Source organism: Pelagibacterium sediminicola, assembly GCF_003390885.1.
GTDB lineage: Bacteria > Pseudomonadota > Alphaproteobacteria > Rhizobiales > Devosiaceae > Pelagibacterium > Pelagibacterium sediminicola.
Genome location: NZ_QMEL01000001.1, coordinates 283,897 through 308,370, shown reverse-complemented (window position 1 = coordinate 308,370; position 24,474 = coordinate 283,897). Strand labels below are relative to the sequence as shown.

The following is a 24,474-nucleotide window of genomic DNA, read 5'->3' as shown; positions in this document are numbered from 1 at the left end:
TGGATTGTCCGCCATATCGGCCAGCGGGGGGCGAAATTCAACCCCCGTCGCAGACCCGCCCTTTTATTTCCGCCCGATCAGGCGGCTGACCACGTGGGCGGTGTAATCAACGACGGGCACGATGCGCGCATAGTTGAGCCGGGTCGGCCCGATGACCCCCAATACCCCCACCACCTTGTCGGTGGCGTCCTTGTAGGGGGAAAGCACCACCGATGACCCCGAGAGCGAAAAGAGCTTGTTTTCCGATCCGATGAAGATGCGCACCCCTTGCGCGGCCTCGGCATCGTTCAACAGCTCGATCAGCCCTTTTTTCGATTCGATCTCGTCGAAAAGCTGGCGCACCCGCGCCAGATCACCGGAGGCCATGGTGCTGTCAATGAGATTGGCGCGCCCGCGCACGATCAGCGTCGGGGGGCCGGCCTCGGCCTCGATCATCGAGGCGAGCCCGGAATCGACGAGCCTGCCGGTGATCTCATCGAGCTCGCGCGCCTGTTTCTCGTTCTGGGCGTCGATCGCCTCGCGCGCCTGCTTGAGCGTCTTGCCCGCGACGTGATGGGCCAGATAGTTCGACGCCTGCTGCAGCGCGCTCGGGGTCAAGCCCGGCGGCAGCGCGATGATGCGGTTTTCCACCTGCCCGTCCTGGCCCACAAGGATGGCCATGGCGCGTTCGGGATCGAGCCGGACGAATTCGATATGCTTCAAGATCATGTCGGCCTTGGCCGCGATCACCAGGCCCGCACCATGGGAAAGCCCCGAGAGCAGCACGCTCGCCTCGTTGAGCAGGTCCTCGATCTTGCCGGCCCGCGCCCCGCCCTCGATATTGCGCGAAATGTTTTCGCGCTCCGTCTCGTCCACCGCGCCCACTTCGAGCATGGCGTCGACAAAAAACCGAAGGCCTTCCTGGGTGGGGGCGCGGCCCGCCGAAGTGTGCGGGGCGGCGATCAGCCCCAATTCCTCGAGATCGGCCATCACATTGCGCACCGAGGCGGGGGAAAGCTGCATGTCGAGCATTTTGGAGAGCGCGCGGCTGCCTACCGGCTCACCGGTTTCGATATAGCGCTCGACCAGCCTGCGGAAAATATCCTGGCTGCGCGCTGAAAGCGCTTCGAGAAAATCCGATGATCGCGGGTCGGGCCTGTGCATATTCACCATTTAGGAAAAAACAGGACCCGCGCCAAGGGCGGTGCGCTTGTTCGGCGGCCAACGAGGCGTTAAGAGGCGTTTAACCATTTTCGGAAGACCAGAACAAAAGAGTTTCCCATGCGGCCCAGCGGACGCGCCCTAGATCAGTTGCGCGAAGTTTCCTTGTCTCCGGGCGCTGCGCCCCAGGCGGAAGGCTCATGCCTTGTCGCGTTCGGGCGCACGCGGGTTCTGGTCACGGCAACCGTGGAAACAACGGTGCCCTCCTGGCGGCGCGGCATGGGCGAGGGGTGGGTGACCGCCGAATACGGCATGCTGCCGCGCGCCACCGGCACGCGCACCCGCCGCGAGGCGGCCAGCGGCAGGCAATCGGGGCGCACCCAGGAAATCCAGCGCCTCATCGGGCGGTCCTTACGCGCCGTGGTCGATCTGGCAAAGCTGGGCGAAAACCAGATCATTTTGGATTGCGACGTGCTCGAGGCCGATGGCGGCACCCGTACCGCCGCCATCACCGGTGCGTTCGTTGCGCTCAGGCAGGCGGTGGACTGGATGGGCGCTCGCTCTCTCTTGAAGGCCGATCCGATCCGCGATCACGTGGCGGCGGTCTCGTGCGGGGTTTATCGCGGGACCCCCGTGCTCGATCTCGACTATCTCGAGGACAGCGAAGCGGAAACCGATGCCAATTTCGTTCTGACAGGCGACGGGCGGTTCGTTGAAATCCAGGGCACCGCCGAGGGCGAACCCTTTTCGGCCGACCAGTTCGCGCAGCTCCTGGCGCTGGCGCAAAAGGGTATTTCCGAACTGGTCGTCCTCCAGAAAGCGGCGCTGGAGGCGGCAGGATGAGCGATTTCAGGCTTTCACGCGGCGACCGGCTGGTGCTCGCGACCCACAATGCGGGCAAGCTGGCCGAATTTCAGGACATGCTCAAGGATTTCGGCCTCGATATCGTCTCGGCGGGTGAACTGGGGCTCGACGAGCCCGAGGAGACCGGCACGAGTTTCATCGAGAACGCGCGCCTGAAGGCCCACGCGGCGGCCCGGGCCACCGGCACCGTCGCGCTTTCCGATGATTCGGGGATTTCGGTCGACGCGCTCGACGGCGCGCCGGGGGTCTATACCGCCGACTGGGCCGGGGTGCCGCGCAATTTTCTGAACGCCATGCAAAGGGTCGAGGACCTTCTGGCCGAAAAAGGCGCGACCGAACCCGATCAGCGCCGCGCCCGGTTCAATGCGGTCTTGTGCCTCGCGCTGCCCGATGGGCGCGACATGATCTTTGAAGGCATCGTACCGGGCACGCTGGTCTGGCCGCCGCGCGGCGATCTGGGGCATGGCTACGACCCTGTATTCCTGCCCGATGGTCACCAAAAAACCTTCGGCGAGATGACGCCGGAGCAAAAGCATTCCTGGGCGCCCGGCAAGGAGGGGCTTTCCCACCGCGCCCGCGCCTTTGCCAAATTCGTAAAGGCCGTCCTTTGAGCGCCAACACCGCCTTCGGGGTCTATGTGCACTGGCCGTTCTGCGCGGCCAAATGCCCCTATTGCGACTTCAACTCCCACGTCCATCGCGGCGCGTTCGACGAGGAGAGTTTCGTTTCCGCTTATATACAGGAAATCGAGACGACGGCGGCCCGCGCGCCGGGGCGGCTGGTGGAATCGATCTTTTTCGGCGGCGGAACCCCCTCGCTGATGAACCCCCGATCGACGGCTGCGATCCTCGATGCGATCGCCAAAAACTGGCAGGTCTCCGACACCGCCGAGATAACGCTCGAAGCCAACCCCACCTCGGTCGAGGCGGACCGTTTTCGCGGCTACCGCGCCGCCGGGGTCAACCGCGTTTCGCTCGGCGTCCAGTCGCTCAGGCCCGAACCGCTGGCGCGGCTGGGGCGGCTCCACACCGTCGATGACGCGGTGGCCGCCGTAAGGCTCGCGCAATCGATCTTTCCCCGTTCGAGCTTTGACATCATCTACGCCCGCCCCGACCAGACGCTCGATCAATGGGATGACGAGCTGACCGACGCGCTGGCGCTTTCGGCGGGCCATCTCTCGCTCTACCAGCTCGGCATCGAGCCCGGCACGCGCTATTTCGATCTGTTTCGGGCTGGAAAGCTCAAAATGCCGTCCGAGGACCTTTCCGCCGATATGTTCGAGCTGACCCAGGCGCGCACCGTGTCCTACGGACTGCCCGCCTACGAGATTTCCAACCACGCACGGCCCGGCCAGGAAAGCCGCCATAATCTCATCTACTGGCGCTATGGCGAATATGCCGGGATCGGGCCGGGCGCCCATGGAAGGCTGCTGATCGGCGGGGTGCGCCACGCAACGGCGGCCGAGAAGATGCCGTTCAAATGGTGGGACAAGGTGATGGAGGCCGGCGACGGGCTGGTCAATGACGACAATCTCACCTGGGACGAGGAGGGGGACGAATATCTCGTCATGGGCCTGCGTCTGCGCGAAGGGATCGATCCCAACCGCTACAGGGCCCTCGCCCGCCGTCCGCTGACCGAGATCCAGATCGCTCACCTGATGGATATCGGCTTTATCGAAACCCTCTCCAATGGCCGCTTGCGCGTGACCGAAAAGGGCTGGCCGGTGCTCGACGCAGTGGTCGCGGATCTGGCGGCCTAATAAGCGCGCGGCAAAAGACTGCTGCCCACCGGGGGAATAGCGCCGCCGCCCGCCGATGAGCCCGCCGCGTTCCGCGTCAATCCGCCGAGGCGGGCCGGATCGGCGATCTCGGCCCCTCCCGCCGCTACCCGGTTGATGACCAGCCCGTATTCCCCGCGCCCGTCGTAATGGAAACGGAACAGCCCGTCGCGGCCATTGAAGCCGGCGGGCGAAAGCAGCACATGGGGGCCATAGCGCGGCTGGGTCCCCGAGAGCGCCGAATTGGAGGCCAAAAGCACCGCCGAATAGGCGATCGTTGCAAGCTGGCCGGGTTCGCTCCCGAACCGGGCGCGATAATCGGGCGTGATCGCTTCAAGCCCCGCCGGATCGATGGAAGGGTAGAACGCACCCGCAAGCCAGAGTTGGGAATGGATGGGGCCGTCCCCCGCCCATTCGCTCGACCCCACAATCATCAGCTGTTCGCGCGGCACCCCCGCCGCTTCGAGCAGGATGGCAAAGCTGGGGGCCGTGGCGCGGTCGGGCAGAAAGAGCGTATCGATCTGCCCGGCCATCATTTGCGGCACCAGGGCCTCGACCTGCCTGCGCGCCTCGGCCTCATTGGCAAAGGCAAAAACCCCGCGCACCGGCATGCCCAGTTCGCGCGCCGCGCGCTGGAAGGCATCCCCCATCGCCTCGCCATAGGCGTTGGCGGGCACCAGCGCCGCCGCCGCGCGTTTGCCTTGCGCGCGGGCAAAGGAAAGTCCGCGCATGGTTTCGGTTTCGGGCAACACCGATAAAAGGTAAACGCCGGGCCGGGCCACCGAACCGGTGTTTGAAAACCCGATCAGCGGAATATTGGCGGCCTGCGCCACCGCGCCCGCGCCCCGAACGGCGCCCGCGCGCAACGGCCCCAGAACAAGGCTTGCCCCTTCATCGACCGCCTCTTGCGCGGCGGCGCGGGCGCGGGTCTCGTCGGCCCCGGAATCCTTTAAGACGATATGGATATTGGCCGCCCCCGACCGCTCGATGAAATCGACCGCCAGCCGCGCGCCATTGGCCATGGCGCGCCCCGCACTGGCCGCGTTCCCTGCGCCCGAAAGCGGCAGGATCAGCGCAACCCGCACCGGCCCCCTGCCGATCACCTCGCCCCGCGCCGGGGCAAGCGTTGAGGATGCGGCGGCCGGCTGGGCATCGGGGGCGGGAAAATCGAGCCCACGCGGCAGCCCGAATTCGGCGGACGGCGAACAGGCTGCAACGCCAAGCGTTGCCACGCCCAGAGCGAAGCGGGCCAGAACGAAAAGCGGGTTGCGGGTTGCGGCCATGGTGGCCCGGAGTCTGACCTGATTCGCCGCCTCGACAAAGCACCCCGCCCCGCCTAAGACTGCCCTTCGGGAAAAAGGGGCCGGATTTGACGTCAAGCCATTACGCCATAGCCAGCCAGACCATTGCACCGGTGCGGCCCGCGCCGGGGCTTTATCTCGTCGCCACCCCGATCGGAAACCTTCGGGATATCACCCTGCGCGCCCTCGATATTCTGGCCAGCGCCGATCTGGTGCTGTGCGAGGATACGCGCCACACCGCCCGGCTTTTCGATGCCTACGCCATCAGGACCCCGCGCTCCCCGCTCCATGAGCACAACGAGCGCGCGCGGGTCGCCGACATTCTTTCGCGGCTCGAAGCGGGCGCGGTGATCGCGCTGGTGTCGGACGCTGGCACCCCGCTCTTGTCCGATCCCGGCTTCCCGCTGGTCCGCGCCGCGCGCGAAAAGGGCCTGCCGGTCTTTCCGGTCCCCGGTCCTTCCGCACTGCTCGCGGCGCTGGCCGGCGCGGGGCTGCCCACCGATGCCTTTTCCTTTTTCGGCTTCCTGCCGCCAAAAACCGGCCAGCGCGTCAACGCGCTTTCCCCCCTCGCCGCCCACCCCGAAACGCTGGTCTTTTACGAATCCCCCCGCCGGCTGGGCGCGGCGCTCGCCGATATGGCCAAAGCGTTCGGTACGGGCCGGCAGGGCGTGGTCGCGCTGGAGCTGACCAAGAAATTCGAGCGCTTTATCCCGGGCACGCTGGGCGAACTCGCCGACCGGTTTTCGGGCGAGACAAAGGGCGAGGCGGTGATCCTCGTTGCCGGCGCGGCCAAGGGGGAGACGGCGGGCGCCACCGACTGGCGCGCCGAACTGGAAGCCGCCCTCAAGGACAATCCGCTGCGCGTCGCGGTGGACGAGATCACCGCCCGGCACGCCCTCAAGCGCAAGGAGGTCTATGATGCCGCGCTCGCGCTCAAAGCCCGCACCTGAACGCTTGCGCGCCGAACGCGCCGGGCGGCGCGCCGAGACGCTGGCCGCGCTCTATCTGAGGCTCAAGTGCTTCTCTATCCTCTCACGGCGTTTAAAGACCCCGGTTGGGGAAATCGATATCGTCGCGCGGCGGGGCGCGCTGCTGGTCTTTGCCGAGGTCAAGCACCGCAAATCCATCGACGCTGCCGCATTCGAGGCGGTCAACACGGCCCGGATCGCAAAGGCCGCACAATGGTTCCTTGCCACCCGCCCCGAATTTTCAGGGCTGGATTGCCGATTCGATGTCATAGTGCTGGCAAAGGGCCGCTGGCCGCACCATCTGGAAAATGCCTTTTCCCTGTCCTGATCTTTTACGTCCCGGAGTTCTTCCATGCCGCTTTCCATCGCCGTCCAGATGGACCCCATCGAAACCATCAACCCCCTGGGCGATTCGAGCTTTGCCCTGATGCTCGAAGCCCAGGCGCGCGGCCATGAGCTGTTCTATTACACCCCCGCCTCGCTCGCCCAGCGTGGAACGAGCGTCACCGCGCGGGTGCACGCCATCAAGGTCGACGACAAGGACAAGGGCCTCCATTTCGCGCTTGAGGACTGGCAAAAGACCGACCTTGCAACGCTCGACGTGATCCTGCTCCGCCAGGACCCGCCTTTCGACATGCACTATATCACCACCACCCACATGCTCGAGCTGGTCCACCCCAAGACGCTGGTGGTCAACCACCCGCGCGAGGTGCGCAACGCCCCGGAAAAGATCCTCGTCACCAGCTTTCCCGACCTGATGCCCGATACCCTCATTACCCGCGACGAACGGGAAATCCGCGCCTTTCGCGCCGAATTCGGCGATATCGTTCTAAAACCCCTGTTCGGCAATGGCGGGGCGGGCGTGTTCCGCATCAAGCCCGACGACGAAAATCTCGGCTCGCTCCTTGAAATGTTCGAGGCCAATTTCCGCGAACCCTTCATGGTGCAGCGCTATCTCCCCGAGGTAAGGAAGGGCGACAAGCGCATCATCATCGTCGATGGAAAGCCGGTGGCCGGGCTCAACCGCGTGCCCCAGGAGGGCGAAGTGCGCTCCAACATGCACGCTGGCGGTCGGCCCGAGCTTTCCGAATTGACAAAACGCGAACACGAGATCTGCGAGATCATCGCCCCCGAGCTTAGAAAGCGCGACCTCATTTTCGTGGGCATCGACGTCATCGGCGATTACCTCACCGAGATCAACGTCACCTCCCCCACCGGGATTCGTGAGGTGAAGCGCTTCGGCGGCCCCGACATCGCGGCGATGATCTGGGACGCCATCGAGGCGAGGCGCTAGCGTTTCCAGCATAAGTGGATACCATTTATGCGGTTCGGAAACGCGATATAACAAAGACCTAGAGCTCCTGTTTTGATTCCATCAAAACAGGAGCTCTAGGGTGTTTCAGGTTTTGATGGAAACGCAAATACGGCGGACGCGCTTTGCATCGCACTGGACCCCGGGAATAAATCCCGGGGTGACATTGGAGATAGAGATTGGGATCGTGCACCGACCCGCACCATTTCCACCAAAGCCTGAAAAGACCTGGGAGCGCTTCCGGCAAAAGTGGGCGCGACAGGGAGGAAACTGATTCACGTGGAACAGGGGGGCTGAAATGACCGCGACGTTCTTTGTCGCCTTTGCGACCTTTTTCGCAACGGTCGGGGTGGCCGACATCGCCTTCATCTTTGCCGGACTCACCCAGGGCAATACCAGCCGCGAGCGGTTCGTCTTTGCAACGCGCGGCGTTGCGATCGCCACGGCCATCCTGCTGTTTTTCGGGCTGGTGGGCAGCGTCATCCTCGATCTGTTCGGCATCACCCTACCCGCCCTGCGGGTGGCGGGCGGCATCCTGTTGCTGCTCATTGCCATCGACATGGTGTTCGCGCGCCATTCGGGCGGCACCGGGACGACCGACGAGGAAGAGGCCGAGGGCCGCACGCGCCGCGATATTTCCGTCTTTCCCCTCGCCATGCCGCTCCTGGCCGGGCCCGGCGCGATCAGCGCGGTGATCCTTCTGACCACCGGGGCGGGGAGCGATATCGAGTTCTGGCTGGTGCTCGTGGCGCTGGTCGCGACGCTCTTTATCGCCTGGCTGACCCTTTTGGTCGCCATTCCGATCCAGAAGCTCATGGGCCTGACCGGGCTGTCTGTCCTCACCCGGATCGTGGGGATACTGCTCACCGCGCTCGCCGTGCAGTTCGTCTTCGACGGCATCCGCGATTCGGGGCTCCTGGGATAGAGCCCCGACACACATCGATTATTTGAGGATCGTGCACCGGCCCTGGCTGGCCAGCGCATGGTAATTACGCGGGTCGCACCCGGTCATGAAGAACTGGATCCAGTCCTGTTCCGAACCGTTGAAGGCATTGCGGTCCACCCCGCCGCGCACCCCCGGCACGAGCCCGGTCTGGGTATACTGCCAGAAGGTGAAGGGGCGGTTCTTGTAGCGCTCGTGGGGTTGGGCGGCGACCGAGCGCAGCCACATGGGGTTGTCGAGCGGCACGCCCTCGAGCACGTCGCGGTGGAAATTGATGTCGGTATAGATGATCGGCACCTTGCCGGTATGGGCTTCCATCCCGGCGAGCATGATGCGCACCTTTTCGAGCACCTCCTCGCGGGTCAGCGAGTGGCGGCAGGACGATCCGTTGTTCCATTCAAGATCGAGCACCGGGGGCAGCGCATCGGTTTCCGCCGGAACGTTGGCGGCAAACCACGCCACCTGTTCGGATGCAGGCCGGCACCAGTAAACGAAGTGATAGGCCCCGCGCGGAATGCCCGCCTCGCGCGCTTTGCGCCAGTTCTCGTGAAAGCGCGGGTCGAGATGGTCGCCCCCGTCGGTCGCCTTGATGAAGGCAAAGCGGGTTCCGGCCCGCGCCACCGCCTGCCAGTCGATCGTGCCCTGATGCCGGGAGACGTCGATGCCGTGGATGGGCATCGAATGGGCCCGCGCCACCCCCGGATGGGGTTTGCTGTCGCCTTTCGAGGGATAGTAGTTGTGACCGCACGCCGCGAGCGTGCCCGCCAGCACCAGCCCCCCCAGCAATGCCAGGACCCCGCGAGCCGGAATTTTGCGCGAGATGGACAGGGCGGCGAGGCGCATGGCGGCAGAATCCCTTCAATTTGCATAAAATGCCGAGTGAAAGGGTTTCTTGCCGCCTTTTCCGTTAAGGCGGCCCTCACAAAAAGCGTTAATCAGGCGTTAAGGCCCTTGCGCCGCCGTGCCGTCAGCGCCCGCGCCCGTGCAATGACGGCCCGCGTGTCATAGGGCTTGGCGAAAAACCGCCTGGGGTCGAGCCCCCCGGCCCGGCGCTGCCCGGAAGTGACCAGCACCGGAAGATCGGGCCGCGTCTCGGCCACCATCCGGGCAAGGTCGAGCCCGTCGTGGCGGCCCGGGGTTTCGATATCGGTGAAAACGAGCCCGATATGTCTCCGCTCGGCGAGAATATCGATCGCTTCATCGGCGGTGCCCGCCTCGATTACCGCGAACCCGGCGTCCGAAAGCGCCAGCGCGGTATCGAGCCTCACAAGGGGGTCGTCCTCGACCACCAGAACGGCCCCGCCGGTATATGTGGTTTTCATCTTTTTTCTCCTGCCTCCCCGCCCGTCATCTGCAAATGGGGGCGGAAGGACTGATCTTTTTTCCTTTCCCGTTCAATGCTGCCGCAGCCACGCTGGTTCCCGGGTATCGGGCCGTTCCTGTGCAAATGTTCTATAAATGTTCTTGCCGATCCCCTCTAGCGCTGCTAGCCTTGCTCATAAAGTCTGAGCGCGCCGGAGCCATAGGGGGTGGCATGGCCACGTCGATCACGACTGTCGCATTCGAGGGCATAAGGGCCGTCCCCGTTGACGTACAGGTGCAAATCTCGCCCGGCCTGCCCAGATTCAATATCGTGGGCCTGCCCGACAAGGCGGTGGGCGAAAGCCGCGAGCGGGTGCGCGCCGCGCTGATCGCCTCGGGGCTGGCCCTGCCCGCCAAGCACATTTCCGTGAACCTGGCTCCCGCCGATCTTCCCAAGGAGGGCAGCCATTACGATCTGCCCATCGCGCTGGGCCTGATGGCGGCGATGGGCGCCATCCCCGCCGATATGCTCGAAAGCTATTTCGTTCTGGGGGAATTGGCGCTCGACGGGCGCGTTTCGCGTGTTCCCGGCATCCTGCCCGCCGCCATTGCCGCCAACGCCGAGGAAAAGGGCATCATTTGCCCTTCTGCCTGCGGGCCGGAAGCGGCATGGGCCAGCCCTGATATCGACATCATCGCGATTGAAAGCCTTTTTGCGCTGGTCAATCATCTGGCCGGGCGCCAGATCGCGGCGCGTCCCGTTCCGCAAAAGGCGCTCGCCGTCGAGGGCGAGGACGATCTTTCCGACATCAAGGGGCAGGAGGTGGCGCGCCGTGCGCTCGAGATCGCGGCGGCAGGCGGGCATAATTTCCTGATGATCGGGCCGCCCGGTGCGGGAAAATCCATGCTCGCCCAGCGCCTGCCTTCGATCCTGCCCGCGCTCTCGCCCCTCGAAATGCTCGACGTCTCGATGATCGCCTCGATCGCGGGAAGCCTGCGCAACGGGGCGCTTTCGGACCGCCGCCCGTTCCGCGCCCCCCACCACTCCGCCTCGATGGCCGCGCTCGTCGGGGGCGGGCACAACGCAAAGCCCGGCGAGATTTCGCTCGCCCATAACGGCGTGCTGTTTCTCGACGAATTGCCCGAATTCCAGCCTCAGGCGCTCGACAGCCTGCGCCAGCCGCTCGAAACCGGGGAAACAGTCATCGCCCGCGCCAACGCGAAGGTCTCCTACCCGGCCCGCGTCCAGCTCATCGCCGCCATGAACCCGTGCAAATGCGGCATGGCGGGAACGCCCGGCCACACCTGCCGCCGGGGCGACCGATGCGCCGCCGACTATCAGGGGCGGATCTCGGGTCCGTTTCTCGACCGCATCGACATCAGGATCGACGTACCCGCCGTTTCGGCCGCCGACATGCTCGCGGGGGCAGGCGCGGGCGAAGCGAGCGCGGCGGTAGCGGCCCGGGTCAAAAAGGCCCGCGATATCCAGCGCGCCCGGTATCAGGCGCTGGGCGCTGCGGGCACCTTTACCAACGCCGCGGCCTCATCGCGGCTGATCGAGACGGTGGCCGCCCCTGACTCCGAAAGCCGCGCGCTTCTTTTGAAAGCCGCCGAAGCCTTTTCGCTCTCGGCCCGCGCCTATCACCGGGTCCTGAAGGTCGCGCGCACCCTCGCCGATCTTTCGGGCAGCCAGGCGGTGCAAAAGCCCCATATCGCCGAAGCGCTGAGCTACCGGCTCAACATGGCGGCCAGTTAGATCGGTTCAGGTCTTGATGGAAACGGCATGCCGGGGCGGTTGGGGTTGGATCGCGCTGGATTCCTGGGAACGGGTCCCCGAATGACATTGGCGGTTTTGGCCGATACCTGCCCCATTCCCGCTTGTCACCCCGGGATTCATTCCCGGGGTCCAGACCGAACCCACCGCAATCGCGAGCCTCGAGGAATCCGTCAAACCCTGACGCTCCAGGAAAAAATTCCTCAGGCCGCCTCGCCCCGGTCCTTGGTCGCCATGAACCCAAGTTCGGGGAAATCCTTGGCGCAGCGGTCGATCTCCCACTGGCTGGGGGCGAGAAACACCGGGTCGCCATAACGGTCCTCGGCGATGTTGAGCCGATGGAGCGCGGCAAATTTCTCGAACTGGGCCTCATCGCTGACCCGCACCCAGCGGGCGGTGACATATTGGGTCGGCTCGATTCGGATGGGCACCGAATATTCGGCCAGCGCCCGGCTGGTGAGGACTTCGAGCTGCAACGGGCCGACCGCCCCCACATAATAGCCCGCCCCCAGCGAAGGCTTGAACACCTGCACCACGCCCTCCTCGGCCAGATCGGTGAGGGCTTTTGCGAGCTGCTTGGTCTTTGAGGCATCGGCCAGATGCACCCGCCGCAACAGTTCGGGGGCGAAATTGGGAATGCCGGTGACCGTCACGTCCGGCCCCTCGGTCAAGGTGTCGCCCACCGAGAGCGTGCCATGATTGGGTATGCCCACCACGTCCCCGGCCAGCGCTTCGTCGGCCAGTTCGCGCTCGCGGGCGAAAAAGAACATGGGGTTGGCGATCTTGAGATCCTTGCCCGAGCGTACGTTCTTTAGCCGCATGCCGCGTTTAAGGCTCCCCGAAGCGACGCGCACGAAGGCGACGCGGTCGCGATGGTTGGGGTCCATATTGGCCTGCACCTTGAAAACGAAGCCCACGCATTTGTCCCCGGCCGGATCGACCGGCTCCGGCTTTGCCGGCTGGGCGCGTGGCGGCGGCGCGAACCGGCACACCGCCTCGAGCAGGTGCCTTACCCCCACGGCCTTCAGCGCCGAACCGAAATAGACCGGGCTCAGATGCCCGGCCAGGAACGCCTCGCGCTCGAAGCGGGGCAGCGATTCGCGCGCCAGCTCCAGCCCTTCGATCGCGCCGCTTATGGCAAGGTTCTGCGAGCCGGCGAACCTCTCCACCAGCGCCTCGACCCCCGGCGCGTCGTCGGAAATCGCGCCATCGGGGGAGACGAACCGCCCCCCCTCGAGATCGATCATCCCGGAAAAATCCACCCCCGCCCCCACCGGCCACATCATGGGCGCGGTGTCGAGCGCCAGCGTTTCCATGATTTCATCGAGGATTTCGAGCGTATCGCGCGCCTCGCGGTCGATCTTGTTGATAACCGTGATGATGGGGATGTCGCGCAGGCGGCACACCTCGAAAAGCTTCCGGGTCTGCGCCTCGATGCCCTTGGCCGCGTCGATCACCATGATCGCCGCGTCGACCGCGGTGAGGGTCCGGTAGGTGTCCTCGGAAAAGTCCGCGTGGCCCGGGGTGTCGAGCAGGTTGAGCGTCAGCCCCATATGTTCGAAGGTCATGACCGACGAGGTGATCGAGATACCGCGTTTCTGCTCGATCTCCATCCAGTCCGAGCGCGTGCGGCGCCGTTCGCCGCGCTCCTGCACCTCGCCGGCCAGATGGATGGCCCCCGAGGATAAAAGCAGCTTTTCGGTCAGCGTCGTTTTACCGGCGTCCGGGTGCGAGATGATGGCAAAGGTACGGCGCGAAAGATGGCCTGTGGCGGTCAAGCGATGAACTCCGGGGGCTCGCGGGAAGATTTTCTCGCCGCTCTCCTATCGCAAAACCGCCCGCTTGCGAAGCCATGCGATTCGGGGCTTGCCGGGCCCGGGTGTCCTATATCCGCGGCACTCGATGGGGTTGGTTTTATTGCCCGGCCGGTTCGCTTGTGGCAGGGCCTCCCTTCGGGGGGGGGCGATCGGTTCAGGTTCCGATGGAAACGGCATCGTTTAAGGCTCTCGCGATTGGGGCGGGCATCGGCCAAAATCGCCAATATCGGTCCGGGACTCGTTCCCGGAAAACCAGTGCGATCCAACCCCAATCGCCCCGGCAGGCCGCTTCCATCAAAAGCTGAACCGCCCCCCGCGCCAGCATAGAAAAAAAGGATTCACGTGAAGCAATCGCAATGCTTCACGTGAATCACGAAGGGCGTGAATTGAGCCGCCGGTCAGTGGAACTGGGCCGTTTCGGTTGAGCCCGACATGGCGGTGGTTGCAGCCTTGCCCTGGCTGATCGCGGTGGCCACCGCGTCGAAATAGCCGGTGCCGACCTCGCGCTGGTGGCGCGTTGCCGAAAAGCCGTGCGGCTCGGCGGCGAACTCGGCCTGCTGCAGTTCCGAATAGGCCGCCATGCCGCGCGCCTTGTAACCACGCGCCAGGTTGAATGTGGTGAGCGAAAGGTTGTGGAACCCGGCCAGCGTGATGAACTGGTATTTATAGCCCATGGCGCCCAGCTCGCGCTGGAAGGCCTCCATCTCGCTTTCCCCCATATATTTCGCCCAGTTGAACGAAGGCGAGCAGTTATAGGCCAGCATCTGGTGGGGGTGTTCCTTGCGGATCGCCTCGGCAAAGCGCCTGGCGTCCTCAAGCGAGGGCGTCGAGGTCTCGCACCAGATGAGGTCGGCATAGGGCGCATAGGCGAGCCCGCGCGCGATCGCCGCCTCGAACCCGCCCCTGAGCCGGTAGAAGCCTTCCTCGGTGCGCTCCCCGGTGATGAACGGGGCGTCGTATTCGTCGATATCTGAAGTGATGAGCTGGGCGGCCTCGGCATCGGTGCGCGCCATGATCAGCGTGGGCACGTCCATCACGTCGGCGGCGAGCCGGGCGGCGTTGAGGGTGCGCACGAAGGTGCGGGTGGGCACCAGCACCTTGCCGCCCAGATGCCCGCATTTCTTCTCGCTTGCCAGCTGATCCTCGAAATGGACCGCCGCCGCGCCCGCCTCGATCATCGCCTTCATCAGCTCAAAGACGTTGAGCGCCCCGCCGAATCCGGCTTCGGCATCGGCGATGATGGGCACGAAATAATCGATATCGGCCTCGGACTTGCCCTCGAACCGCTCCATGGTCTGGATCTGGTCGGCGCGCTGCAGCGCCTTGTTGATGCGCCTGACGATCGCGGGGACCGAATCGGCGGGGTAGAGCGACTGGTCGGGATACATGTTCCCGGACGTGTTGGCGTCCGCCGCGACCTGCCAGCCGGAAAGATAAATGGCCTTGAGGCCGGCCTTCACCTGCTGGGTGGCCTGATTGCCGGTAAAGGTGCCCAGTGTCGGCAAATAGTCCTCTTTTTGAAGCAGCTCCCAGAGCCGCCGCGCCCCGTTCTCGGCCAGCGTATGGCGGATGGAAAGCGAACCTTTGAGCTTTACGACATCGGCGAGCGTATAGTCCCGCCGGACGGTGCGCCAGCGGTCCGGGGCCCAATCAGGGGCCGGGAAGGTCTCGGGTGTGTGGGGTTTATCGAGCATTTCTGAAAGTCTCCTCGGTTAATAGAGTCTGGTGGGGTTGGTTACCTCTGCAGCCCCCTCATCCGACCCGGCTTTGCCGGGCCACTTTCGTCATTCAAATCGCTCCACCGGAGCGATTTGCCCTTCGGGACATTCCTCAATCCCACAAGGGGAGAAGGGGATTCGGTGGATATATCGGCTCTTGTGCCCCCTCTCCCCTCGTGGGAGAGGGGCCGGGGGTGAGGGGGCAGCGATGCAGGCGGATAGCGCCAAGGTCGTTTCAGGTTCTGGAAACGGCCCGCCGCAACCGCGGGAACGTCGACGATTCCGTCAAACACTGATCTGCTTTAAGCCCCGGCCCGCCGCGCAAAGGTCGCCGCGATCATCGTCGCGCCCTCGAACAGCGTTTCGCCTCCGGCCAGGGTAAAGCTGTGCCGCCCCCCGCGATGGACGATGGCGTATTGGCGTTCGGCGAGCCCCTGGGCGGCAAAGCTGGCCATCACTTCGGCCATCGATGGCGCGATGATGGTGATGAAGTCTTCCTCGCCGGGGCTGGTGGTGGTCATAGCGGTCATCGCCTTCTCTCCTCAAAACAGGTTGCAAGCGTTGCGCCTGCGCTTGAGTAAAGAATTGACAAGAACGGCGTTTGTTGCAAGAAAATACGTTAAATCAGCATGTTAAGCTGCAAAGTCTTGCAAAGAATTGCATCGGAAACTGTAAAGTTTGTAAAGAGGAGGGCCGGGTATGGCCGCGAGCGAACCGCAGATCGGGGGCAGGCTGAGGCGCCTGCGGCGCCTGAAGAAGGTGAGCCAGGCCCAGCTCGCCGAGGCGCTCGCCATATCGCCCAGCTATCTCAATCTGATCGAGCACAATCGCCGCCGTATCACCGTGCCGCTCCTGTTCCGGGCGGCCGGCTATTTCGGGGTCGAGCCGGGCGAGCTGGCCGAAAGCGATGACGGGCGGCTGGCCGGGGACCTGATGGAAGTGTTCGGCGACGATATCTTCGCCGACGCCGATCTCACCAATCACGATATCCGCGATCTTGCCGCCAGCCACCCCGCCGTCGGGCGCGCGGTGCTCAAGCTGTTCGACCACGTAAAGCATCTGCGCCGCCCCGAGACCCATGTCGAGGCGGCCCATGAGACGGGCCACAATGTGGTGACCGAAGCCGTCTCCGATTTTCTCCAGGAAAACGCCAACCATTTTCCCACGCTCGAAGCCGCCGCCGAACGCGTCCGCCACGATATCGACAACGCCGCCGAGGGGTTCGAGCAAGGGCTCAGGGCCTGGCTTTTCAACGTCTTCGGCATCGAGACGCGGCTGGTGTCGCTCCCCAATGGCGTGATGCGGCGGCTCGCGGACGGGGGGCGCGTGCTGTCGGTCGCCGATACGCTCGAGCCCGAATCCGCGCTTTTTGCCATGGCCCAGCAGGCAGCGCTCCTATGCGCGGGGACCGAGATCGATCACCTGATCGAAACCAGCACCCTGCCCCAGCCCGATGCCATTCCCCTCGCCCGCAACGTGCTGGCCTCCTATATGGCGGCGGCGCTAATCATGCCCTATGAGGCGTTCTTTACCGCCTGCCGCGACACGCGCTACGACATCGAGCGGCTGGGGCGGCGCTTCCGCGCCAGCTTCGAGCAGGTCTGCCACCGGATGACGACCCTCCAGCGCCCCGGCATGGCGGGCATTCCCCTCCATCTGGTGCGCACCGATATCGCGGGCAACATCTCCAAGCGCTTTTCGCTTTCGGGCATCCACATCCCGCGCCATTCGGGCGCCTGCCCGCGCTGGAACGTCTATTCGGCGTTCCTCAATCCCGGCCAGATCAACATCCAGCTCTCGCAAATGCCGGACGGGCAGCGCTATTTCTGCATCGCGAGAGCCATCGCCAAAGGCGGCTACGCCCACAACGCCCCGCGCCGTCACATCGCCATCGGGCTGGGGTGCGCCATCGCCCACGCCCCGGCCATGGTCTATGCCGACGGCATCGATCTCGACGCCCCGGCGGGCGCGGTGCCCATCGGGGTCGGCTGCCGCATCTGCCCGCGAAAGGAATGCGGCCAGCGCGCCCACCCCCCGGCCGATCACCGCTTTTCCGAATCGACCGCCGAGCGGCTGGAAAACCTTTATATGCAGCGGGGCTGAACCCGGCGTGTCCCGGCCGCGTTGTCGAAGGGGGGTGATTCGACCGGGTGGAAAAATCGTCTAAACTACACCTCCTCCCCGCCAAACCAGCCAAGGAGCATGGACATGGAAATCCTTTATACGGCACACGCAACCGCAACCGGCGGGCGCGAGGACGGCCACTCGAGGACCGATGACGGCAAGGTGGACGTCAAGCTCTCGACGCCAAGGGAAATGGGCGGCTCGGGCGGCGCGGGCACCAATCCCGAACAGCTCTTTGCCACCGGTTATTCCGCCTGCTTTCTTGGCGCCATGAAAGCGGCTGCCGGCAAGGACCACAAAAAGCTCCCCGACGATTCATCGGTCTCGGCCGATGTGGGGTTTGGCAAGCGCGACGACGGCGAGGGCTTCGGGCTCAAGGTGACGCTCACCGCCAGGGTGCCCGGCATGAGCGCCGAGGAGGTCCGTGGCCTGATGGACCGCGCCCACGTCATCTGCCCCTATTCCCACGCCACCATGGGTAATATCGAGGTCAATCTCGTCGCCGGGTAGGCGCGCAAGCGCCGGTCCCTCCCTCGCCTCCCCGGCGAAAGCCGGGGTCCATCTTGCCTCACTGCTCGCGGCTGCAATGGGTCCCGGCTTTCGCCGGGACAGCGAAGGGGGGTGCCGCTACCGCAGCGGCCTGTAGGTGAAATAGGAAAAATCCGCCGGCCGCGCGCTGCCGTTGAGATCGTGCGCGGCCATGCCGATGAAGGCCCCGGTAAAGCTGCCGTGCTCGGCGTGCCCCCCGCACTCGTCCGAAAGGATCGAGGCATCGAGCGGAGGCCCCGCTTCCTGCCAGTCGCCCTTCGGTTCCGCCCAGTAAAACTGCAGCCGCCCATTACGGATCGCGGCCTTGAGCCGGATGGCTCCGGTCCGGAGCAGGGCGATGGGCGCGCCGGCAAAGGTGAGATTCCCGTCCGGGTGGCTGGCGAGCGAACTCATCAGCAACAGTTCGCGCTTGCCGTTCTCGTCCCCGCTCACCGCGCAATAGTGGAAATTATAGCGCCCGTAATAGGCGATGAGCCCGGCGAACTCGCGCTCGTCGGCCGGATCGAACGTCAATTCGGTCTCGGCCTCGTAATCGAAATGGGTCTGGCGGCGCGCCACCAGCGCCTGCTCGAACCACGAGGCGATCGATTCGCGTCCGAACAGACGCAGCCCGTTGTCTGTTATCTCGAAGATACGGCCGGTGTCCGGCGTTCTGAGCCACTGGAAATCGATGTCGAGCGGCGTGCCCGCCTCAAACCGGTAGTGCTTTTCCGCCCAGAAGGCCTCCTCGTCCCATGTGCCGGGCAGATCGACCTCGGCGGCGGGCACATTGGTGCCGTGCTTGAGATAGAGCCAGTCGTCCTCCTTCCACACCGCCTCCTGGATCGCCGTCTCCCTGCCCAAGACGCAGCGGCGCTTCTGGGTCGTGGGGCGGCCCGTCAGGTGAACGATATAGGTGCGTCCGTCCGGGGTCTCGACGATGTCCCCGTGCCCGGCCCGTTGCAGCGGGTTGAGCGGTGTGTCCTTGGCGGTGACGATATATGTGTCCGGGTGCAGCTCATACGGCCCCTCGATCGTGCGCGAGCGCGCAAGGGTGCAGGCGTGGTCATACCCCGTGCCCCCCTCGGCGGTTAAAAGATAATACCAGCCATTGCGCCGATAAAGATGCGGCCCCTCGACGAGCGCCAGTTCGGTGCCCCTGAAGATGTTCCTGCGTTCCCCCACGAGTTTTTGGGTTTGGGGGTCCCATTGCTGCAGCGCGATCCCGGTAAACTTGTGGGTGCGGCCCCGGTGGTCCCAGAGCATGTTGAGGAACCACTTTTTTCCGTCCTCGTCGTGAAACAGCGAAGGATCGAACCCCGAGGAATTGACGTAAACCGGGTCCGACCACGGGCCCATGATGTCGGTTGCGGTGACGATATAGTTGTGCGCGTCCTTGAACGAGCCGTCCTTGCGCTTGACGTCGGTATAAACCAGCCAGAATTTTTCCCCGTCATGGGAAAGGCACGGCGCCCACACCCCGCAACTGTCTGGATTGCCGCGCATGTCGAGCTGGCTCTTCCGGTTGAGCGGCCGGGCGATCAGCGTCCAGTTGGCGAGGTCTTTCGAGTGATGGATCTGGACGCCCGGATACCACTCGAAGGTCGAGGTCGCGATGTAATAGTCCTCGCCCACCCGGAGGATGGAGGGGTCGGGGTTGAAGCCGGGCAGGATGGGATTGGGGCGAACGGGCATTTTGTGGGGTCTCCTCCCCTTTGGCGGGCACGGCTGCACCGCTGCACCCCTCATCCGACCTCCGCTTTGCTCCGGCCACCTTCTCCCTCAAGGGGAGAAGGGTAACCCTGCGGATGTCTCGGCTCTTGAGCCCCCCTCTCCCCTTGAGGGAGAGGGGTTGGGGGTGAGGGGTGCTGCGATGCTTGCCGTCAAACGAAACGATTAACGAGGTTCTCGAGATATTCCTGTCGGCCCGATCTTGGCTGCGGGTTGATATTATCCCTTTCGACCCTCGCCGCGATCTCGGCAAGGCTGAGCTTTCCATCGAGCATGTCTCGCCCGAGCCCCGCGTTCCAGCCCGCATAGCGTTCGTCGAGCCGCCGGTCGAACTCGCCGTCCGCGATCAGCGCCACCGCGCCCTTCAACCCGCGCGCCAGCGTATCGAGGCCCAGGATATGGCCGTGCAGCAGGTCTTCGGCGTCGAGCGACTGGCGGCGCACCTTGGCGTCGAAATTGAAGCCGCCCTTGCCCAGCCCCCCTTGCTTGAGGATGTAATAAAAGGCCAGCGCCATTTCCCCCGGATTGTTGGGGAAGTGGTCGGTGTCCCAGCCCGATTGCAGATCGTTGCGGTTGGCATCGACCGAGCCGAGGATGCCCAGTGATGATGCCACGGCCAGTTCGTGCTCGAAGGAGTGCCCGGCAAGAAAGGCATGGCCCACCTCGATATTGCACTTCACCTTCTTTTCGAGCCCGTATTTCTCAAGAAAGCCATAGACCGTCGCGACGTCGTAATCGTACTGGTGCTTGGAGGGCTCCTGCGGCTTGGGTTCGATGAGGATCTGGCCGGTAAAGCCGATCTTTTCGGCGTGCTCGATCACCAGCGTCAGGAAACGGGCCATCTGGTCCTGTTCCCGGCCGATTTTTGTATTGAGGAGCGTCTCATAGCCCTCGCGGCCGCCCCAGAGCACGTAGTTCTCCCCGCCCAGCTCGTGGGTCAGCTCGAGCACGTTTTTGACCTGCCCCGCCGCATAGGCGAAGATTTCCGGGTCCGGGTTGGTCGCCGCCCCTGCCATGTAGCGGCGGTTGGAAAAAAGGTTTGCCGTGCCCCAGAGGAGTTTCGTGCGGCTGGTTTCCATCTTTTTGGCAAAAACTTCCCCGATGGCGCGCACGTTTTTATTGCTCTCGGCGAGCGTTGCGCCTTCGGGCGCGATGTCGACATCGTGGAAGCAGAAGAAGGGTGCGTCGATCAGCTCGAAGAACGCGAACGCCACTTCGGCCTTGAGCCTTGCGCCCTCCATGCCCTTGTCAAACCAGGGACGCTCGAAGGTACGCCCGCCGAACGGATCCCCGCCTTCCTGGGCAAAACTGTGCCAATAGGCAATGGCGGGGCGGATATGGTCTTCCATCCTTTTGCCGGCGATGATTTCGTCCTTGTTGTAATGGCGGAAGGCCAGCGGGTTCCGGCTTTCGGGGCCCTCGAACTTGACCTGCGACAGGCCCTTGAAAAAATCGGTCATAGGGTGCGGGCCTCCTCGATGCCCTCATAAAGCGCGCGATAGCGCCGGTAGTGTTGATCGTATGCCGCCGACAACGCGGTGTCGGGGGCGATGGTGGTCCTGATCGGCGGCATGGTCATCACCTGTGCCGGATCGGCGCCGGTCGCAGCGCAAAGACCCAGACGGGCGGCGCCCAGCGCGCCGCCGAAATCGCCGTCCACGGGGACCGCGATCTCCATATCAAGATTGGTGGCCAGCATCTTGAGCCAGAGCGCCGATTTCGACCCCCCACCCACCGCAAGCAGCCGGTCGATCTTCGTGCCCGCATCGGCCAGCACGCGCTGGCAGTCGCGCATGGCGAAGGTGACGCCTTCCATCACGGCCTGCGCCAATTGGGCGGTGTCGGTGGATTGGCTGAGCCCCACAAAGCTCCCGCGCGCATCGGCGTTGTTGTGCGGGGTGCGCTCGCCCGAAAGATAGGGCAGGAAGATCTCTTCGCCCGGTCCCGAAAACTGGGCCTCGGCCTCGCCCGAAAGTTCGGCCTGCTTTTTCCCCGTGATGCGGGAAAGCCAGTTAAGCGAATCGGTCGCCGACAGGATCACCCCCATCTGGTGCCAGGTGTCCGGGATGGCGTGGCAGAAGGCGTGCACCGCCCCTTGCGTATTGGGCGAGAATTTTTCGTTGGAGACGAACAGCACACCCGAAGTGCCCAATGAGACAAAACCCTCGCCGGGCCGGATCGCGCCGATCCCGCAGGCCGCCGCCGCGTTATCGCCCGCCCCGCCCGCGACGATGACAGGCCCCGTCATGCCCCAGCGCGCGGCAAGATCGGATTTGAGCTGGGCGGACGGCGCCGAGCCTTCGACAAGGCGCGGCATGTGCTCGCGGGCGAGCCCGGTGACGCCCAGAAGCTCGTCCGACCAGTCGCGCTTTGCCACATCGAGCCAGAGCGTTCCGGCGGCGTCCGACATCTCTTCGACGTGCTCGCCGGTCAGCAACAGCCGCACATAGGCCTTGGGCAGCAGGATTTTTTTGATTTTTTGGTAGATATCGGGCTCGTTCTTGCGCACCCAGGCGATTTTCGGGGCGGTGAAACCGGGCATGGCGATATTACCCGCGATATCGCGCAGGGAAGGAAGCGCGGCTTCCATTTCCGCGCACTCGGCCGCCGAGCGCCCGTCATTCCACAAGATGCACGGGCGCAGCACGTCATCGTTCTCGCCCAGAAGCGTTGCCCCGTGCATGTGGCCGGACAGCCCGATGCCCTTGACCGCCGCCAGTTCCCTTGGGTGGCTTTGCTTGAGCGTGTCGATGGCGCCCAGCGCTGCCGTCCACCAATCGGCGGGGTTCTGTTCCGACCAGCCGGGTTTGGGGCGCACCGGCTCGACGGCGGGGGCGGACGCTTCCCCGAGCGGAGTGCCGTCCCCTCCGATCAGCAGCGCCTTTACCCCCGACGTGCCGATATCGAGACCAAGATAGGTCATCTTCCCAATCCTCCCATACGCCGCGACGATGATTTTGGCGTACGTACCTCATTTCATTCCGCCGCTTCAATCCCGTGACGGCGCGGAGGTCCGTTCCCGGGCGGGCAGCGTTGCAGCTTCAGGCTGTGTAACCCTCACCTAGCGCAGATTATCGCGCAAGAAAACCTTAATCTCAATGGGGGTTTCGGGCGGGGCGGCGTCGGGCCCCAGCACCAGCCGCCGCATCGCCGCCCATACCGCGCGCACCTCGTCTTCCGGGCTCTGGTCGAGCACCACGTCGATCACGCCCGAACCAAGGCCGGCCCGCGTCGGCCCGGTGAGTTCATGGGCGACGAACCGCACCTTGCCCGCCAGCCCCGCCTCGGCGAGCGCCATGATGAGCCCCGCATTGCCCGCTCCCACATTATAAACCCCGGCGATGTCGGGGTTCTCCCGGAAAAAAGCCAGCGCATTTTCATAGGTGAGCGCGAACGCGTCCTGCCCCTCGATCGGCCCCGATATCTCAAGGCCGGGAAATTCGCTGCCGATGATGTCGCGGAACCCCGAAACGCGCTCGGCGTGGTCGATCAGCCCCATCGATCCGGCCACCAGCACCACCCTGCCGCCATTGGGGCAGAACCGCCCCATCAGCCCGCCCGCCGTGCGCCCCGCCGCCACGTTGTCGATCCCGACAAACGCGTGGCGGGCCGAACCGGGCAGGTCCGAAACCAGCGTCACGATCTTCAATCCCCGCCCCACCGCCCGCGCCACCGCCGCGTGCACGGCCGGCTTGTCGATGGCAACGATCACCGCGCCGTCATGGGTTTCCGCATCGATCGCATCGAGTGCGTCGGCCAGCGCCTGGGCGTCGATCGAGCGGATGCGGTCAAGTTCGAACACCATGCGTTCGCCCCGCGCCTGCGCGCCGACGGTCTCGACCGCCTCGGCGAGCCTGGCCATGAACTGGTTGGTGCCTTCGGGCAGAATGAACGCCAGCCTTATGTCGCGCGCCCGCGCCAGCATCGAGGCCGTGAGATCGCGCCGGAACCCGATCCGGGCGATGGCCTCCTCGACGCGCGCAACGGTTGCGGGCCGGACGCCGGGGCGGCCATTGAGCACGCGGTCGACCGTTGCCAGCGACACCCCCGCCGCCCGCGCCAGATCGTGGACCGTTATCCGCCCGCCTGCTGCCTCGATCGCCAAACCGCCTCCGCAAAAGTGCCAAAACCAGAAAAGAGGTACGCTACTCATTGCAGCCCGGTCCCGAACCCGTCAAGCCTTGGCGAGCGATTTTGCCCGCGCCCCGACCTGGGTTATAAAATCGGGGCGAAAGCCCGCTCACAGGACCTGTTTTCCCCTTGGCCTCCACCGCCCCGTGCCACACCAAAGCCTTTCCCGATGACGCGCCCTTTCTGGCGCGCATGGGCTCGCTCGAAGTCCGGCTGGCGACAAGCGATGAGGAAAAGCGCGCCGCCTGGGCGCTCCGCCATAGGGTCTTCGTCGCTGAACGCGGCCTTGCCCTCCATCCTGCGGGGCTCGAAACCGACCGGTTCGATCCTTTTTGCGATCACGTCATCGTCCGCGACCTTGCCCATAGGGGACCCGGTGGTCTCCCCCCTGTCGTTGGCACCTATCGTGCCCTGCGGCCCGAAAAGGCGGTCGAGGGGTTTTACGCCGACGCCGAATTCGACCTTGCCCCGCTTTTCGCGCGGCATGGCGGTTTGCGCTTTTGCGAGGTCGGGCGCTCCTGCGTTGCCCGGCCCCACCGCACCAAGCGTACGCTCGAGGCGCTCTGGCGGGGGCTTTTCGTTTACGCGAGGCGGCACGGGATCGACGTCTATTTCGGGGCGGCGAGCTTTCCGGGCACCGATCCCGCGCCGCACGCCATGGCGCTCTCCTGGCTGTGCCACAACGCTGCCCACCCGCACTGGTCCGCACCGGCCCGCCCCGCCGGCGCGGTTGCGATGGACCGTATCGCCCCGGCGGCGATCGATGCCCGGGCCGCCCTGCGCGACATGCCCCCGCTTTTGCGCGGCTATCTGCGCATCGGCGCCCATGTGGGCCGGACCGCTTATATCGATCCGGTTTTCAGCACCATCGACGTCCTCGTCCTCGCCCCGCTCGCCAACGCGCCCATCCTCTGGCGCCGGCGATTTGAAACCCTTACCGGAGAAGGCTTTGACAACCGCGGCGCCCCGGTTGGAATCGCCCCCGATATGCTCTAGGTTCCCTGATTTTCAGCTCCTCGGCCCTTGGCGAGACCGTTCGGAACG

The 24,474-nt window shown here is 64.8% G+C and carries 22 protein-coding genes; 11 read left to right on the top strand and 11 right to left on the bottom strand.

Features of this window, described 5'->3' with window-relative positions; all coding sequences use genetic code 11:
* Window positions 1-63: 63 nt before the first annotated feature.
* The gene (gene hrcA / locus DQG18_RS01420) at window positions 64-1,143 is read right to left on the bottom strand and encodes a heat-inducible transcriptional repressor HrcA (RefSeq protein WP_245958332.1); all 1,080 of its coding nucleotides are present in this window, start codon (window positions 1,141-1,143) and stop codon (window positions 64-66) included.
* Between the two features lie 117 nt (window positions 1,144-1,260).
* On the opposite strand from hrcA, the gene rph reads away from it, so the two are divergent.
* From rph to hemW, 3 genes are read left to right on the top strand one after another with little or no spacing between them, the layout of a single operon-like run.
* Entirely contained in the window at window positions 1,261-1,983 is a 723-nt protein-coding gene (rph, locus tag DQG18_RS01415) for a ribonuclease PH (protein ID WP_116652433.1), read from the top strand.
* On the top strand, window positions 1,980-2,615 hold the full coding sequence (rdgB, locus tag DQG18_RS01410) for an RdgB/HAM1 family non-canonical purine NTP pyrophosphatase (RefSeq protein ID WP_116652432.1): 636 nt from the start codon (window positions 1,980-1,982) through the stop codon (window positions 2,613-2,615). Before rph ends, rdgB begins: the two co-directional genes overlap by 4 nt.
* On the top strand, window positions 2,612-3,763 hold the full coding sequence (gene hemW / locus DQG18_RS01405; protein ID WP_116652431.1) for a radical SAM family heme chaperone HemW: 1,152 nt from the start codon (window positions 2,612-2,614) through the stop codon (window positions 3,761-3,763). The genes rdgB and hemW overlap by 4 nt, the downstream gene beginning before the upstream one ends.
* Here the strand turns inward: hemW and DQG18_RS01400 are convergent.
* Entirely contained in the window at window positions 3,760-5,064 is a 1,305-nt protein-coding gene (locus DQG18_RS01400; protein ID WP_116652430.1) for a penicillin-binding protein activator, read from the bottom strand. The two genes, hemW and DQG18_RS01400, sit on opposite strands and share 4 nt — an antisense overlap.
* Before the next feature lie 86 nt (window positions 5,065-5,150).
* Here DQG18_RS01400 and rsmI point away from each other — a divergent pair, with 86 nt between their 5' ends.
* The 4 genes from rsmI (at window position 5,151) to DQG18_RS01380 (ending at window position 8,287) form a co-directional block, all read left to right on the top strand.
* Window positions 5,151-6,032, top strand: coding sequence for a 16S rRNA (cytidine(1402)-2'-O)-methyltransferase (gene rsmI / locus DQG18_RS01395; RefSeq protein WP_116652429.1), 882 nt, complete (start codon window positions 5,151-5,153; stop codon window positions 6,030-6,032).
* Complete coding sequence (locus tag DQG18_RS01390; RefSeq protein WP_116652780.1) at window positions 6,001-6,378, top strand: YraN family protein; 378 nt, start codon at window positions 6,001-6,003, stop codon at window positions 6,376-6,378. Before rsmI ends, DQG18_RS01390 begins: the two co-directional genes overlap by 32 nt.
* 24 nt (window positions 6,379-6,402) lie before the next feature.
* Window positions 6,403-7,344, top strand: a complete 942-nt coding sequence (gene gshB / locus DQG18_RS01385) for a glutathione synthase (protein WP_116652428.1) — start codon at window positions 6,403-6,405, stop codon at window positions 7,342-7,344.
* Between the two features lie 316 nt (window positions 7,345-7,660).
* Window positions 7,661-8,287, top strand: coding sequence for a MarC family protein (locus tag DQG18_RS01380; RefSeq protein WP_116652427.1), 627 nt, complete (start codon window positions 7,661-7,663; stop codon window positions 8,285-8,287).
* An 18-nt stretch (window positions 8,288-8,305) separates the two neighbouring features.
* Here DQG18_RS01380 and DQG18_RS01375 read toward each other — a convergent pair whose 3' ends face one another.
* Both DQG18_RS01375 and DQG18_RS01370 read right to left on the bottom strand, forming a co-directional pair.
* Window positions 8,306-9,148, bottom strand: a complete 843-nt coding sequence (locus tag DQG18_RS01375; RefSeq protein WP_116652426.1) for a glycoside hydrolase family 25 protein — start codon at window positions 9,146-9,148, stop codon at window positions 8,306-8,308.
* A gap of 92 nt (window positions 9,149-9,240) precedes the next feature.
* Window positions 9,241-9,627, bottom strand: coding sequence for a response regulator (locus tag DQG18_RS01370; RefSeq protein WP_116652425.1), 387 nt, complete (start codon window positions 9,625-9,627; stop codon window positions 9,241-9,243).
* A 212-nt stretch (window positions 9,628-9,839) separates the two neighbouring features.
* Between DQG18_RS01370 and DQG18_RS01365 the strand changes: the two genes are divergently transcribed.
* Window positions 9,840-11,363 (top strand): YifB family Mg chelatase-like AAA ATPase, encoded by a 1,524-nt coding sequence (locus DQG18_RS01365; protein ID WP_116652424.1) that lies wholly within the window; start codon window positions 9,840-9,842, stop codon window positions 11,361-11,363.
* A gap of 221 nt (window positions 11,364-11,584) precedes the next feature.
* On the opposite strand, the gene DQG18_RS01360 is transcribed toward DQG18_RS01365, so the two are convergent.
* The 3 genes from DQG18_RS01360 to DQG18_RS01350 all read right to left on the bottom strand — a co-directional run bounded on the left by DQG18_RS01360 (window position 11,585) and on the right by DQG18_RS01350 (window position 15,446).
* Window positions 11,585-13,159 carry a peptide chain release factor 3 gene (locus DQG18_RS01360; RefSeq protein WP_116652423.1) on the bottom strand — a complete coding sequence of 525 codons (1,575 nt, stop codon included), beginning with the start codon at window positions 13,157-13,159 and terminating at the stop codon, window positions 11,585-11,587.
* 437 nt (window positions 13,160-13,596) lie between these two features.
* Window positions 13,597-14,892 carry an isocitrate lyase gene (gene aceA, locus DQG18_RS01355; protein WP_116652422.1) on the bottom strand — a complete coding sequence of 432 codons (1,296 nt, stop codon included), beginning with the start codon at window positions 14,890-14,892 and terminating at the stop codon, window positions 13,597-13,599.
* 326 nt (window positions 14,893-15,218) lie between these two features.
* On the bottom strand, window positions 15,219-15,446 hold the full coding sequence (locus tag DQG18_RS01350) for a hypothetical protein (RefSeq protein ID WP_157969955.1): 228 nt from the start codon (window positions 15,444-15,446) through the stop codon (window positions 15,219-15,221).
* Window positions 15,447-15,615: 169 nt separating this feature from the next.
* Here DQG18_RS01350 and DQG18_RS01345 point away from each other — a divergent pair, with 169 nt between their 5' ends.
* Together DQG18_RS01345 and DQG18_RS01340 are read left to right on the top strand one after the other, a co-directional pair.
* Window positions 15,616-17,019 (top strand): helix-turn-helix domain-containing protein, encoded by a 1,404-nt coding sequence (locus DQG18_RS01345; protein WP_116652420.1) that lies wholly within the window; start codon window positions 15,616-15,618, stop codon window positions 17,017-17,019.
* 105 nt (window positions 17,020-17,124) lie between these two features.
* Window positions 17,125-17,550 (top strand): organic hydroperoxide resistance protein, encoded by a 426-nt coding sequence (locus DQG18_RS01340; RefSeq protein ID WP_116652419.1) that lies wholly within the window; start codon window positions 17,125-17,127, stop codon window positions 17,548-17,550.
* A 117-nt stretch (window positions 17,551-17,667) separates the two neighbouring features.
* Here the strand turns inward: DQG18_RS01340 and DQG18_RS01335 are convergent, their stop codons facing one another.
* The 4 genes from DQG18_RS01335 to DQG18_RS01320 form a co-directional block, all read right to left on the bottom strand.
* Complete coding sequence (locus DQG18_RS01335; RefSeq protein ID WP_116652418.1) at window positions 17,668-19,263, bottom strand: glycoside hydrolase family 43 protein; 1,596 nt, start codon at window positions 19,261-19,263, stop codon at window positions 17,668-17,670.
* Between the two features lie 188 nt (window positions 19,264-19,451).
* Window positions 19,452-20,759 (bottom strand): xylose isomerase, encoded by a 1,308-nt coding sequence (xylA, locus tag DQG18_RS01330; protein ID WP_116652417.1) that lies wholly within the window; start codon window positions 20,757-20,759, stop codon window positions 19,452-19,454.
* The gene (gene xylB, locus DQG18_RS01325) at window positions 20,756-22,222 is read right to left on the bottom strand and encodes a xylulokinase (RefSeq protein WP_116652416.1); all 1,467 of its coding nucleotides are present in this window, start codon (window positions 22,220-22,222) and stop codon (window positions 20,756-20,758) included. Before xylB ends, xylA begins: the two co-directional genes overlap by 4 nt.
* Window positions 22,223-22,360: 138 nt before the next feature.
* Window positions 22,361-23,404, bottom strand: a complete 1,044-nt coding sequence (locus DQG18_RS01320) for a LacI family DNA-binding transcriptional regulator (RefSeq protein ID WP_198669623.1) — start codon at window positions 23,402-23,404, stop codon at window positions 22,361-22,363.
* 155 nt (window positions 23,405-23,559) lie between these two features.
* On the opposite strand from DQG18_RS01320, the gene DQG18_RS01315 reads away from it, so the two are divergent.
* On the top strand, window positions 23,560-24,426 hold the full coding sequence (locus DQG18_RS01315; protein ID WP_116652414.1) for a GNAT family N-acetyltransferase: 867 nt from the start codon (window positions 23,560-23,562) through the stop codon (window positions 24,424-24,426).
* Window positions 24,427-24,474: the final 48 nt, after the last annotated feature.

Bases quoted from the DNA above. Each gene is read 5' to 3' on its own strand.
- DQG18_RS01350 (WP_157969955.1), bottom strand. From the start codon at position 15,446: ATGACCGCTATGACCACCACCAGCCCCGGCGAGGAAGACTTCATCACC.
- aceA (WP_116652422.1), bottom strand. From the start codon at position 14,892: ATGCTCGATAAACCCCACACACCCGAGACCTTCCCGGCCCCTGATTGG.
- gshB (WP_116652428.1), top strand. From the start codon at position 6,403: ATGCCGCTTTCCATCGCCGTCCAGATGGACCCCATCGAAACCATCAAC.
- DQG18_RS01375 (WP_116652426.1), bottom strand. From the start codon at position 9,148: ATGCGCCTCGCCGCCCTGTCCATCTCGCGCAAAATTCCGGCTCGCGGG.
- DQG18_RS01335 (WP_116652418.1), bottom strand. From the start codon at position 19,263: ATGCCCGTTCGCCCCAATCCCATCCTGCCCGGCTTCAACCCCGACCCC.
- rdgB (WP_116652432.1), top strand. From the start codon at position 1,980: ATGAGCGATTTCAGGCTTTCACGCGGCGACCGGCTGGTGCTCGCGACC.
- xylB (WP_116652416.1), bottom strand. From the start codon at position 22,222: ATGACCTATCTTGGTCTCGATATCGGCACGTCGGGGGTAAAGGCGCTG.
- hrcA (WP_245958332.1), bottom strand. From the start codon at position 1,143: ATGCACAGGCCCGACCCGCGATCATCGGATTTTCTCGAAGCGCTTTCA.
- DQG18_RS01340 (WP_116652419.1), top strand. From the start codon at position 17,125: ATGGAAATCCTTTATACGGCACACGCAACCGCAACCGGCGGGCGCGAG.
- DQG18_RS01390 (WP_116652780.1), top strand. From the start codon at position 6,001: ATGCCGCGCTCGCGCTCAAAGCCCGCACCTGAACGCTTGCGCGCCGAA.
- rph (WP_116652433.1), top strand. From the start codon at position 1,261: ATGCGGCCCAGCGGACGCGCCCTAGATCAGTTGCGCGAAGTTTCCTTG.
- DQG18_RS01370 (WP_116652425.1), bottom strand. From the start codon at position 9,627: ATGAAAACCACATATACCGGCGGGGCCGTTCTGGTGGTCGAGGACGAC.
- DQG18_RS01345 (WP_116652420.1), top strand. From the start codon at position 15,616: ATGGCCGCGAGCGAACCGCAGATCGGGGGCAGGCTGAGGCGCCTGCGG.
- DQG18_RS01400 (WP_116652430.1), bottom strand. From the start codon at position 5,064: ATGGCCGCAACCCGCAACCCGCTTTTCGTTCTGGCCCGCTTCGCTCTG.
- DQG18_RS01365 (WP_116652424.1), top strand. From the start codon at position 9,840: ATGGCCACGTCGATCACGACTGTCGCATTCGAGGGCATAAGGGCCGTC.
- DQG18_RS01380 (WP_116652427.1), top strand. From the start codon at position 7,661: ATGACCGCGACGTTCTTTGTCGCCTTTGCGACCTTTTTCGCAACGGTC.
- xylA (WP_116652417.1), bottom strand. From the start codon at position 20,759: ATGACCGATTTTTTCAAGGGCCTGTCGCAGGTCAAGTTCGAGGGCCCC.